This is a genomic window from Variovorax paradoxus (assembly GCF_024734665.1).
Lineage (GTDB): Bacteria > Pseudomonadota > Gammaproteobacteria > Burkholderiales > Burkholderiaceae_C > Variovorax.
The window spans coordinates 877,742-890,228 of sequence record NZ_CP102931.1 but is presented as its reverse complement, the minus strand read 5'-3'; the positions used below and the strand labels follow the sequence as shown (position 1 = coordinate 890,228).

11 protein-coding genes are annotated in these 12,487 nt (G+C 66.0%); 5 read left to right on the top strand and 6 right to left on the bottom strand.

The genetic code is table 11. The annotated features are described in order from the left end of the window. Positions 1–10: 10 nt before the first annotated feature. From NWF24_RS04210 to NWF24_RS04185, 6 genes are all read right to left on the bottom strand, one after another. The gene (locus tag NWF24_RS04210) at positions 11–682 is read right to left on the bottom strand and encodes a hypothetical protein (protein WP_258353115.1); all 672 of its coding nucleotides are present in this window, start codon (positions 680–682) and stop codon (positions 11–13) included. Positions 683–733: 51 nt separating this feature from the next. Then, positions 734–1,387 carry a hypothetical protein gene (locus NWF24_RS04205; protein ID WP_258353114.1) on the bottom strand — a complete coding sequence of 218 codons (654 nt, stop codon included), beginning with the start codon at positions 1,385–1,387 and terminating at the stop codon, positions 734–736. Beyond that, complete coding sequence (locus NWF24_RS04200) at positions 1,384–2,787, bottom strand: cytochrome-c peroxidase (protein WP_258353113.1); 1,404 nt, start codon at positions 2,785–2,787, stop codon at positions 1,384–1,386. The genes NWF24_RS04205 and NWF24_RS04200 overlap by 4 nt, the downstream gene beginning before the upstream one ends. A 159-nt stretch (positions 2,788–2,946) precedes the next feature. Next, positions 2,947–5,406, bottom strand: coding sequence for an alkaline phosphatase family protein (locus NWF24_RS04195; RefSeq protein ID WP_258353112.1), 2,460 nt, complete (start codon positions 5,404–5,406; stop codon positions 2,947–2,949). Between the two features lie 557 nt (positions 5,407–5,963). Then, on the bottom strand, positions 5,964–7,175 hold the full coding sequence (locus tag NWF24_RS04190) for an MFS transporter (protein ID WP_258353111.1): 1,212 nt from the start codon (positions 7,173–7,175) through the stop codon (positions 5,964–5,966). A 111-nt stretch (positions 7,176–7,286) separates the two neighbouring features. Beyond that, positions 7,287–8,258, bottom strand: coding sequence for a LysR family transcriptional regulator (locus tag NWF24_RS04185; protein WP_258353110.1), 972 nt, complete (start codon positions 8,256–8,258; stop codon positions 7,287–7,289). Between the two features lie 74 nt (positions 8,259–8,332). On the opposite strand from NWF24_RS04185, the gene NWF24_RS04180 reads away from it, so the two are divergent. From NWF24_RS04180 to NWF24_RS04160, 5 genes are all read left to right on the top strand, one after another. After that, on the top strand, positions 8,333–8,902 hold the full coding sequence (locus NWF24_RS04180) for a GAF domain-containing protein (RefSeq protein WP_258353109.1): 570 nt from the start codon (positions 8,333–8,335) through the stop codon (positions 8,900–8,902). A 2-nt stretch (positions 8,903–8,904) separates the two neighbouring features. Further along, positions 8,905–10,506, top strand: coding sequence for an FAD-dependent monooxygenase (locus NWF24_RS04175; protein ID WP_258353108.1), 1,602 nt, complete (start codon positions 8,905–8,907; stop codon positions 10,504–10,506). A gap of 4 nt (positions 10,507–10,510) precedes the next feature. Next, entirely contained in the window at positions 10,511–10,918 is a 408-nt protein-coding gene (locus tag NWF24_RS04170) for a VOC family protein (protein WP_258353107.1), read from the top strand. Beyond that, positions 10,915–11,706, top strand: coding sequence for an alpha/beta fold hydrolase (locus NWF24_RS04165; RefSeq protein WP_258353106.1), 792 nt, complete (start codon positions 10,915–10,917; stop codon positions 11,704–11,706). The genes NWF24_RS04170 and NWF24_RS04165 overlap by 4 nt, the downstream gene beginning before the upstream one ends. 80 nt (positions 11,707–11,786) lie before the next feature. Further along, positions 11,787–12,479 (top strand): ABC transporter ATP-binding protein, encoded by a 693-nt coding sequence (locus tag NWF24_RS04160; protein ID WP_309148879.1) that lies wholly within the window; start codon positions 11,787–11,789, stop codon positions 12,477–12,479. Positions 12,480–12,487 lie beyond the last annotated feature (8 nt).

Genomic DNA, 12,487 nt, shown 5'->3' with positions numbered 1-12,487 from the left:
CAGGTGCGAGTCAAACCGGCTCCATCCGGGCGACCCAGCCCTTGTCGCCGAGCGTGAAGCCCTGGCGAAGCTGCAGCTGCCCGCCCGCGCCATTCGTGATGCGCGTGATCATCGGGAACACGCGCTGCGCGTCGGCGCTCTGCATCCACGGCGCCGTGTCGATCTGGTAGGTGTAGCTCACCACCGCCAGCGGATGGCTTGCGTCGGATGCATCGACCTTGACGTCGACGATCTTCTCGCGCTTGAGATGCGCCACGCAGAAGTCGTTGGCGTGCTCGGTGCCGTGGTTTGCGTACGGATGCGGCTTGTAGAACTTGCGGCCGGCGTCGGTCAGCTCGAATCGTTTGACCGCGCCGTCCGGGTTCTCGCTGCTCTTCGGTACGGAGACGATGGTGCTGTGCACCAGGCCCAGTTGTTCCATCACCGGAAACTGGATGGCGTGGCGTGCGCCGGAGCCGGCCTCGGCTTCGGTCAGGTCGATCGGCCAGTCGAACATTGAAAGGCAGATGTCGCCACGCTGGGCCAGGTGGTCATCCAGTGCAGCCGCGAGGTTCTCGGCGGTGGGTGCCTTGGCATCGTGGCTGGCGCTGCACGCGGCCAGCGCACAGACGATTGCGATGCCCGTCAGGGTCTTGATCGAAGTCCGGGTATGCCGGCTCAGGCTGATAGAGCGGAGATTCATGGGGTCTCTGGTTGATTTACGGGTAGCAAGCAGTGCATGGCGATCGCGGACCTAGTGCGCATCCAGCTCGTCCGCGACCCAGCCGCGCCGCGTGAGGTGAACGCCAAGCCGCACCTGCATCGTTCCTTCGCGCTGGATGGCGCGCGCCAACAGCGGGAAGACCTGCTGCACTTCGGGCGCTGTTGCCCAGGGATCGGGCGCGATGCGGTAGGTGAAGAGCAACGAGGTCGCGGTGCGGCCATCGCGTGTTTGCGGCGGGTCCCAGCCGATCAGGCGATCCAGGCTCAGGGTGGCCGCGCAGAAGTCGGCCGGGTGCGTGACCGTCTGCGTCGTGGTGCGTATCACCACGGGCACCTGCAGGTAGTACTTGCGCCCCGCATCGGTCAGCGCGTATTCGCGGGCCGGCACGGTGATGGCGACATCCTTGCCGGTAACCAGGCCCAGTTTCTCGAGCACCGGCATCTGCTGCGCATCGGGTTCGTGCGATCCGGCCGGCACCGTGATCGGCCAGGCGTATTTGGCAAGGCACACGTGCCCGCGCTGCGCGAGATAGTCGTTGACCGTCGCCGTGAAGTTGTCGCGGTCCGGAAAGCGCGCCTGCTCGTTGTCGCACCCGGCGAGCAAGGCCAGCGAGGCCAGCAGCGCCAGCACGGACACGGCGCTGCCGATGCGCAGGGCAAGGGCTGAGGCTGTGTTCGTCTTCACTTCACGCACCTGCCCGTGGTCGGTGCGGCGGAGGGAGGCTGGTAGCCGTCACTGAACGTGCCCAGAAAGCAGACCAGGTCGGCGATCTGCTGCGGGGTCATCACCGGCGGGGAGCCGGGCGCGCGTGGCTGCGTGCCGCTGGCGAGCGTCTTGTCGCCGCCCTCGCCGGTCCCCATCGGAACTTCCTCGTCGATGCTGCCCTGCTGCGAGGCCGGCAGGTCGTTGTACTTGTTGACCGCTGCGCCCGGCACATGGGTGGGTTGCAGCGCCCAGCCCGGGTTGGCCTGCGGCGCACCGGCGGCGTCGTTGTTGGCGGGATACCAGTACTCCGGGTTGGTGTCGCGCGTGTTGTAGAAGTTGACGACCTGCTCCAGCGAATGGAGCACGCCGTTGTGAAAGAAGGCCCCCCGCGTCGCCACGTTGCGCAGCACCGGAACCTTGAACATGCCGCAGTACGGGTTTGCCGTGTCCGGCATGGCGGGCATGTGGTCGGTGCGGAAGGGACCGCACAGTCCCATGTCGAAGTATTTCGGGTCGTCGTTGGCCGGAATCGGGTCCGGATTGTTCGGGATCGATCTGTCGTTGCGCGGCGCACCCAGGGTCTGGTAGGTGAAGTCGGTCATCAGGCCGGTGCTGCCATTGAAGTTGGCGCCCGTGTAGTGGCAGCCCGAGCAATTGGTGACGCCGGTGCTGTGAAACAGAACCTCGCCGCGCCGCTCGGCCGGCGTCAGCGTGCCGCCGATCTTGTTGAAGACATAGAGGTCGTACTTGCTGCTGTACGGGTGAAAGCTCAGGTCTTCCGTCTCCAGCGCCTGGATAGCGGTGCCGAGGGCGTCGAAGGCCTTGTCGGTGTTGTTGAACACATCGGCACCGAAAGCCTGTTTGAACAAGCCTGCATAGGTGCTGTTCTGAACCACCTTCACGACTGCTTCCTTCGAGGTGTTGTTCATCTCGACCGGATTGAGCAGCGGCATCCCGGCCTGTATCGCCAGCGTCGCCGCGCGGCCGTCCCACATGAGACCGCCACCGGGCGAATTGGTGGTCACGCCGTCAGGGTTCGGCGCGTCGTCGCTGTAGGCCGGCGTCGATGCCCTGTAGCGCAAGGAGGGCACGGCGCGCGCGCCGGTCTGCGTGATGTCGGAACCCAGCTGCACCGAGATGCTGTTCGGTGGGCCGTAGGCGTATTGCGGGTCATGGCAGCTCGCGCACGACATGTTCTTGCCGCTCGACAGGTTCTTGTCGAAGAAGGCCAATTGCCCGACCTGGGCCCCCAGGCTCAGGGCCGGCTTGCGCGGGCCAGTGGTGCTGCCTGCCGTCGTTGCAGTGCTCTTGCCGTCGCAAGCCACCAAAGCCAATAGCGCTACCGAGAGCGCCATGACGAGCGGGACTGTCTTGTCCATTACCAGATTCATCATTCACCGTTGCATCTCGCAAGAGCTGCCTTGTCGCCTTGGATGAGTTCGCCTTGCGCGAGCTCGAAGGCCAGAAAAAGCTGTTCCAGGCGGGCCCCGCAAAGGATTCCGCCTGGAACACCGCACGCCTGGGGGGCGGCCTTTGGCTTACTTGGTCGCCCAGACGTTGTTCTGGCTCGCGTCGGGACCGACTTGCGGGGTGATCTGACCTTCCAGCTTGCCCGTAGCGGCGTCCTGCACGCCGACGATGTCATTCGCGTACAGCTTCTGGGTGTAGTTGGCCGGGATCACGTAGGCATGGTTGATCGGTCGCACGGAGTCGAAGTGCGTGTCCGCGCTGCTTTGGTATTCCGGCAGCGCAAGGATGTTGGCCGTGATGAACGCTTCCGTGTATTTGGTGCGGTTCAGGTACGACGCATCCACAGCCGGGTCAGCGATCTGGAACATGTCCTGCAGCGTGCGCAGGAACGCGAAGTGGCTGTAGGCATCGCTGTCTGCAACCTGCTTCTTCGCCGTGCCCAAGTCTTGCTGGTTGGACATGATGCCGAAGATCGAGTTGCCGTGACCGAAGTTGCCTCCGGCGTAGTTGGCCGGTGGGGTGGTGGCCGTCGCCTTGCCGTTCGCGTCCACGGTCACCGGCGCGGCGCCGGAAGCTGGGCCGCCCGCGTTCCAGCCGCAGCAGGAGCCGTTGTTGCCGCCTTCGCCTTCGTCGTACATCACGACGATCGCAACGCGCTTGTGCGGGTTCTTCCACAGCGCCGAACTCCGGATCTTGTTGACCACCATGCCCAGGTAGATGTCGGCGCGCACGGTGCCGGCGGCCTGGCCGTCGTTGTTGGTGTTCGCGCAGCTCGTGTCGGAGCCGACACCGTGCATGTCGTCGCACTGGTCCGGAACGATGAAGTTGATGTTGCCCACATCGCCCGTGTCCAGGTCCTTGCCGAACTGGTCGTAGATCCAGCCGCTCGGAACCGGGAAGATCGATGACTTGAGCCAGTCCGCTTCCTGGTACTGCGTGCCGAAGATGGTGCGGTTGTTGGCCACGAAATCGGGCAGGCTGCGGGCGCCCTGGAAGGCGATCGACGGGCCGTGCTTGACCTTGTAGAGGCCACCTTGCGCGGGGAAGTTGGGGGAGCCGACGAGGGTGGCCGGGGCGGAGCCGTCGAGGTTGGTGGCGCCCTTGAGCTTGCTCGAGTCGTAGGTGGCGGTAACGACATTGTCGAGGATGCTGTCGGCGCGCACGTCCTGGCCGGGGTTCATCGACTCGCTGTAGGTGCGGATGGTCAGGCCCGCCTTGGACATCGCCGTGAACAGGTTGCTGCCCGGGATGTTGTGCACGGTGCCGCCGGTCGGGTTATCACCGCAAGTCGCGTCGGCTGCGGAGTAATGGGAGCGGCTCTGGCTGTTCGCCGGCGGGAGCTTGCCCTGAGCGGGCATGGTCTGGCCGTCAGAAGCCGTGCCACCGGCGAATGCGACGTCCTTGATGTCGTAGGGAGCGACAGCGCCGCAACCGAACCAGTTGTCGTCGGTGATGCCGAAGTCGTCGCCGCCACCCAGCGCGGTGTAGTTCGGCTCGGACGGGTTGCCAGTCGAGTAGTACGTCTTCAGCTGGTTGTAGTTGTTCAGGATGTAGTTGATGTTGGCCGCACGCGGGTTGCCGACGATCACGTCGGTCGACTTGTTTTCCTCGACGATGACGAAGATGTTGTCGTATGCCGGCACGCCTTCCACGTTGAAGGCCGCCTGCTGCGCCTGCGCGAAGGTGATGGGCGTCTGCTTTTGCGTCGGCACCGTGGGGGTGGCCTTGCTGCCATCGCTGTTGGTGAGCGTCACGCTCGACAGGCCGACGAGGCGGGGGTCGCCGCCCGCGACGGCCAGGTTGTCGGGGAACAGGTCCTTGCGGTCGAGCTTGGTCGTCGCGTAGGTGTAGCGGTTGGTCAGCTGGTTGTCTTCATACAGCGCCGCGTACTGGGTCGCGCCGGCCAGGGCGTTGACGTCTGCCAGCGGATCGGTGAACGCGGCCGTACCCAGATTGAAGGTCGGCCCATTGAGGCGTGCGACGAGGTTGGCCTTCTCGGCCGCGTAGCTGCTGCCGTTGGCTTCCACCAGGCGTTGCGCTTCGCTCGACAGCGGGCTGATGACGATCTTGCCCGCGCCCTGGTCGGCGATCTGGGCGGCCGAAGCGCGCAGGATCAGGTGGCTGGCTACGGTAGCGCCGGTCGCGGTATTGATCGCGGCGGTGCCGATATCGGCCACCAGCGGTCCGGTCTGCGTGGTCGTCAGCGTGAACTTGCCGCTGGCATCGGTGACGGTCGAGACTTCGCCGCTGTCGAGCACGCCATTGCCGTTGGCATCGACGAAGACCGTGGCCTTCTGGTAGTAGCCAGGCTTCAGGGTCGGGTTGCCCGTGGTGCTGCCCGGCACGTAGCCGCTGGCGGTCACCACGCCGCTGAAGGTCGTGCTGGTGCTGGTGGGAGTGCCGGCGGGCGGAGTGGTGATCGGGAAGAAGCCGCCGCCCCCGTCGTTTCCTCCCCCGCAAGCGGCGAGCACGCAAGCCGCAACCGTCGTCAATGACGTGAGCAAAGCTTTTTTATTGAGAATGAGCATGTATATCCTGGGGCAGTGAGTTATGGATGGTTTTTACCGACCGGCAAGGCACAGCTGGGCATCGTCTTTTTCAACAAGAAGCGCCAGATCGAGGAGGAATGTAGAAATAACGGGTGACATTCATGTGTCAAAAGAGCGATGAATGTCCAATTCACGGAGCACGTACCGATCCGTAATTTCTTTGCTTCCAGAATTAACTGACCTCAAGCTGACCATGGAATTAGAAGACGATTAGCAACTAATTCGAAAGGAATTCGAAAGACAGCTTGCAGGTAGAACTGCAGCCTTGCCACCCCGCGGATGGAGATCGGTTCGCGCAGGGCTTCGCCTCCGGAATTTCCTGTCTGGAAATTGGAGATGGAGTTCTGCCTGTGGAGTTCTGAACGGAAATTGCTGCGTCAAGTGCGCCGTTTTTCGGCAGCAATAGATTCACGGAATCAATGAATCCTCTGAGGCACGGCCCTACCCCGACCTGATTGCGGACGCGGAATTAGAGACCCTCAGGTCTAGTGCGAGTTGGCGGGTCATGCAATTGATCACCGCCGAATTTATGGAATTCAGCGCCCGTGCCGCGGAATCCAATACGCCAGCGTGCCCGCCGCAGCGAAGGCGATCAGTCCGGTCACCGCGATTCCCGCAGCGAGGGACAGCCCACCCGCCAGAAGAGACAGCAACGCCGGGCCGCACGAGGAGCCGATGTCGGACATCAAGCGCCATATGCCGAGGAAGTGCGCGCGCCCGTGCCGCGGCGAGTGGTCGGCGCCGAGGGTCATGATCATCCCCGAGCCGATACCGTTGCCGAAACCGATCGCCAGTGCAGCAATCAACAGCGTGAGAACGCCGGAAGTCAGGGGCATCAGCAGCATCGCCAGCCCCATGATCAGCATCGACGGCACCGCGACCCAGCGCCTGCCCTTCCGGTCCATCACCTTGCCGGCCGGGTAGAACACCAGCATGTCGACACCACCGGCCAGGCCGTAGATCAGCGAAGCCACCGAGGGAGCAAGCATCAGGTGGTCGGCCCACAGCGGGATCACGGCTTGGCGCGAAGCGCGCACCGCGCTGACCAGCACTACGCCGAGACCGAGCGTGAGGAACACATGGCGGTGATCCCGCAGCGTCGAGACAACGGACGTCGAAGCCGGCGCCGCCTGCCCGGCCGGGAGCGGCGGCGCCTCGAGGTCGGGAATGCGCGCGCCGATGGCCGCAGCCGCCATCACCGCCACGATGCCGACCACATAGGCCGCCGACAGGCCGAACACGTGCACCGCCCCGGCCGCGAGAAAAGGCCCGGCGAACATGCCGATGCGCATGACGCCGCCCAGCGTCGACAGCGCCCGCGCGCGGTATTCGATGGGCACCGCCTCGGTCATGTAGCTCTGGCGCGCGAGGTTGTAGACCGCCTGCGACATGCCCACCATGAAGCACCCCGTGGCGAACAGGCCGAGATGCGAGGTGAGCACGCACAGGAGCATGCCAAGACCGCTCCACACCCCCGCCGCAACGATGGCCCAGCGCTCGCCCCAGCGCATGGTGATCATCGAGGCCGGGATGTTGTTGAGCAGCGAGCCGATGCCGATCATCGCGATCACCAGCGCGGCCATGGGCACGGAAGCACCGAGGCCACGCGCCGTCAGCGGCACGATCGGCAGGATGGCGCCCTCGCCCAATCCGAACAACAGCGAAGGGGCGAAGGCCGGTACGGCGATGCGCCACAGGGAGAACGAAGGCGTGGGGGAAGAGGTCGAAGCGGCGGGCGGGATTGACATGCGCAGAAGGGTTCGGATTTGTTGCCGCCCGCCCGCCGGGCGGACAAAGGCGCGGCAATTGTCTCGCCGATGCCGAATGTCTGCAGGGCCTCTCCTTTCCTTTTCCTTTCCTCACCCCGTCCTGCGCTGCATCTCCCGCGCGGTCTTGCCCACCACGTCCCTCAGCGACTGCACCATCGGATGCCCTTCCAGCTCCTTCAGCGTGAAGAAGCTCACCGGCGGCAGGTTCCAGTTCAACCTGTAGGGCAGCGCCGCCCAGTGCCCTGCGCGCTCCATGTCGGCCACCACGTCCCGCGCCAGGATGGCGATCGCGTTCGGCTCGGTCCGCAGCACCATCTCCATGCTGCGGATCGACGTGGTCTCCAGCATCGGCACTGGCGGCTGCACGCCGGCACCCACGAAGATCGCGTTGTAGGTCCTGCGCATGGGCGTGTTCGGCGGCGGCAGGATCCAGTCGAGCTGCGCCAGTCGCGCCCAGTCAAGAGGCCCACGCGAGAGCCGCTTGACGCTCTTCGCGGCCACCACCAGGCAGGGCTCCTGCTGGTAGATCGCCTCCTGCACCAGCCCCGTTGCATCGCCGTCGTACGAGCGGCCGATCGCGCAATCGAGCTCGCGCGCAACGAGGCCGGCGACGAGTTCGTCCGTCGTGCCCTCGCGCGTCATCACCGCCATGCGCGGGGTGCGATCCAGCAGATGGGTGAGTGCCGCGGACAGCAGCTGTTGCGGCACCTGCTGCGTGAGGCCCAGCCGCAGGCGGCCGCTGCGCCCCGCCTCCAGTGAGGTGAGCACGCGCGTGGTGGCCTCCAGCTCCGCGAGCCAGCGCTGCGCGTAGTGCAGCACGGCCTCTCCGGCCGGCGTGGGCACGAGGCCACGGCTGGTGCGCTCGAAGAGCTTGCTGCCGAAGATGTCTTCCGCCTCGCGCAGTGCCTTGGTGATGGCCGGCTGGCTCACCCGCATTTCGGCGGCCACTCGGCCCAGCGTGCGATGGCGATCGATGGCCTGCAGCAGCGACAACTGCCGCAGCTTCAGACGGGAGAGCAGTGTGTGCTGCAGGTCGGCGGCGGGGTCGCGGGCGGTCGGCATGGCCATAACTCCCAGGTTATCGGGTCATCAGAATTTAATGCACTTCGGTGAATTACGGCGCCTAGACTTTCTTCATGCCCATCGCCACCGCATCGATGCCCACGGCCCTCACGAACGAGCTGCTGGACTTGCTCGCCGAGGCGCGCAGCGCCGATGCAGCCCTGCGCCAGGTGGACCGCATGCGAAGCCTGATCGCAGGCGACGGCATCTTCAGCATCCAGCAGAACGTGACGACCGCGCACGACCCGGCGGGCGAGATCCGGCTGCGCCGCTTCTATTCGTCCGAGGCCGAGCGCTATCCAGCGGGCGGCACCAAGCGCAAGACGCTCACGCCGTGGACGCAATGCCTCTTCGTGCAGGGCCGGGTGTTTGTGGCGGAGGGCGCGGAGGCCGTGGCACCGCATTTCGACGACTTCGAGCAGATGCGCCCGTATGGCCTGCAGAGCGTGATCAACGTTCCCCTGCTCCGGGGCACCGTCTGCTACGCCACGTTCAATGTCTTCGGCACACGCCCCGAATGGCAGCCGCACGAAGTGCTGGGCATCCGCCTCCTGGCACTGGCCGCGGCGCGCTGGGTGCCGGCCGCGCCCGGGCTCGCGTACCGCTTCACCGATATGTCCTTCACTTCGCCGATGGAGAGCTGACCATGCCAACAAAAATTCCTGTCGTGATCGTCGGAGGCGGCCCGGTGGGCCTGTCGATGGCCATCCTCCTGCAGCGCTTCGGCATCGAATTCGTGCTGCTCGAACGCAGCCCGACGACCACCGACCACCCCAAGGCACGCGGCACGTACACGCGCACGATGGAGATCTTCCGGCAGTGGGGCATCGACGGGCTGATGAAGCGGCACGCGCTGCCCGACGGCGCGGACTTCTTCGCGTTCTGCGAATCGATGACCGGCCACGAGTGGGGCCGCACCAACCCCGAGCCCAACGTGGGCCACTCGCCGTGCTGGAAGATCATCCAGTCGCAGGACACGGTCGAGGTGGAACTGCTGGACCATGCGCGCAAGAGCAAGCTAGGGCAGTTCCTCTTCGGCCATGAGTTCGTGCAGTACGAAGAAGGCGCCGACGGCATCGCCGTGAGCAGCCGCAAACTGGACACGGGCGAGATGCTCACCTGGCAGGCGCAATACCTGATCGCAGCGGACGGTGCCGCCAGCTCGGTGCGCCGGCAGGCCGACATCGAGATGCGCGGGCCGGCCACGCTCGCCGTGATGGCCAACGAGTTCTGGCAGGCCGACCTCTCCCACGTGCGCGATGCCAAAACGTGCGCGGGCTGGCGTGTCTACGCGAAGGAGTCGCCCTACCCCATCACCACCGTGCTCAACACGAACGGCAAGGACCGCTGGCTCAATCTATTGCCCGTGGGCCGCGAGGTGGACGAACGCATCGGCGAGCGCAGCGATGAAGAAGTCGTGCGCCTCGCCCGCACGGTCTCCGGCGTACCCAACCTCGATGTGAAGGTCATCAACAGATCGGTGTGGCGCATGAGCCGCCAAGTGGCCGCGAGCTTCCGCAAAGGCCGCGTGCTGCTGGTGGGCGACTCGGCGCACCGCTTTCCGCCCAACGGCGGCTACGGCATGAACTCCGGCATCCAGGACGCGCACAACCTCGCGTGGAAGCTGGCGTTCGTGCTCACGGGGCGCGCCAGCCCGCGCCTGCTGGACAGCTATGAGCAGGAGCGCCGCCCCGTCGCTGAATCGAATGCCGACTTCAGCCTGCACAACGCGACGCGCTTCACCCAGTGCGACGAGGCGCTGCGCTCGGGCAACAAGGACCGCATCGACTTCTGGATTCGCGACAGCGACAACCACATCCACAGCATCGGGCAGTCGCTGGGCTTCTGCTACGAAGACGGCGCGGTCGTTCCCGACGGCACGGGCAGGCATGTGATGCGCCCGCGCTGGTACGAACCCACCGACCGGCCGGGTGCGCGCTTTCCGCACCTGTGGCTGGACCTGGCACGGCGCCACACCACGCTCGACTGGTTCGACCGGGAGTTCGTGCTGGTCGCAGGGCCCAAGGCAGACGGGTGGATGGAAGCGGCGCGCGCCGTTTCCGGCAAGAGCGGGCGCCTGGTGCAGGCACACCAGCTGGACGACGCCCACGAGAAGGACGGGCTGCTGCTCGGCCTGCGCGGCGCGGTGCTGGTGCGGCCGGACGGGCACGTGGCATTCCGCATGCCGTGGACGCCGTCGGACCCGACCGCCGAACTGTCCGCCGTTCTCGCCAGGCTGCTGGACTGATGCCATGCCCGTCACCGCACTGCACCACTACACGATCCGCTGCACGCCGGACGAGCTGCCGCCGCTGATCGACTTCTACACACGCGTGATGCGCCTGCAGGTCGGGGCGCGGCCGGATATCCCCGCGCCCGGGGCCTGGCTCTATGCGGAGGGCCAGCCGATCGTTCACCTGTATGCGCACCTTGCGACGCCTGACGCAGCGAGGCAGCCGGTGACGGGCCACGTCGACCACATCTCGTTCCGGTCGCGCGGACTGAAGGAAATGCGCGAGCACCTCGGTGCGCTGGGGGTGCCGTACACCGAGGCGCCGATTCCCGGTTGGGACATTCACCAGCTGTTCCTGAACGACCCGCGCGGGCTGAAGATCGAGATGACCTTCTGGCTGGATCAAGAAGAAGGCGGTGCGGCATGACCGACTTCGTGCAGGCCGGCGAAGTGCGTGTCGCCTTCGAACGCGAAGGACAGGGCCCTGCGCTGGTGCTGATGCACGGCGCGGAAGCAACGCGCGGAATGTTCGCCGCGCTGGTGCCGCACCTGTTGAAGCACTTCACCGTGATCTCGTACGACCAGCGCGATTGCGGCGACACCGAAGGGCCCGAGCGCACGGCGACGCTGGCGGACCTGGCCGGCGACGCACACCAGTTCATCAAGGCGCTCGGGCTCAAGCGTGCGCACGTGTTCGGGTCGTCGTTCGGCGGCAGGGTGGCGCAGGCCCTGGCACTGCTGTATCCGCGGGCTATCGACCACCTGGTGCTGGCCAGCACCTGGCCGCTGCCACGGCCGTATGAAGAGCTGTGCCCGGAGGCGCGCCGCCTGGCCGAACTGCGCAACGGACTGCCCGGCACGGCCGACGAATTGGCGACCTGGTTCTTTCCCGAGGCCTATCTGCAGCAGCGGCCCGAACTGCGGCGCGTGTTCGCGAATGCCCGGCCGGAGTCGGCGCGCTCCCGGCGGCGAACGGCCACCGTGGCAACGGCCCTGGAGAACGGCGTGGCGGACATCGTGTCACCCACCCTGGTGCTGGCCGGCGAACTCGACCGCGTGGTGCCGGCTGCGGTCACGCTGGCCATGGCCGGCCGCATCCATGGAGCAGATGCCGTGCTGCTGCCGGCCATCGGCCATGTGGCAGCCATGCAGGCACCGGAGGTTCTTGCCCATCACCTCATCCGCTTCCTGAAGCCTGAAGGAGCCAAGGCATGAACAGCACCGACTACATCCGGATCGAGGGGCTGTCCAAGCACTTCGGCGCAGGCAGCGAAGGCGTGCTCGCGCTCTAGCAGATCGACTGCAGCATCCAGCAGGGCAGCTTCGTCACCATCGTCGGCCCCAGCGGCTGCGGCAAGAGCACGCTGCTGCGCATCCTGGCCGGGCTGCTCGACTACCAGGTCGGCAGCGTGATGCTCGACGGCCAGCCGATCCAGGGCACGCGGCGCGACGTGGGCGTGGTGTTTCAGAGCTCGATCCTGCTGCCCTGGCGCACGGTGCTGGAGAACGTGATGCTGCCGGCCGAGGTGATCGGGCTGGACACGAAGAAGGCGCGCGAGCGCGCCATGCAGCTGCTGCACATGGTTCGCCTCGACGGCTTCGAGCACAAGCTGCCGCGCCAGTTGAGCGGCGGCATGCAGCAGCGCGCCTCGATAGCGCGTGCGCTGCTGCACGACCCAAAGATCCTGTTGATGGACGAGCCCTTCGGCGCACTGGACGCGATGACGCGCGAGCGCATGAACCTCGAGCTGCAGCGCATCTGGATGGAGAGCGGCAAGACCGTCGTGCTGATCACGCACTCCATTCCCGAGGCCGTGTTCCTGGGCGACAAGGTGTTCGTGATGTCGCCTCGCCCGGGCACGCTGGAGCGCGTGCTGCCCATCGACCTGCCGCGGCCGCGAACGATGGAGGCGATGTCGCATCCGGCCTTCGCGTCGGCTTCCGCCTCCATCCGCGAGCGCTTCTCGCACGCCGCTTCATTCGACTGAAAGGACGC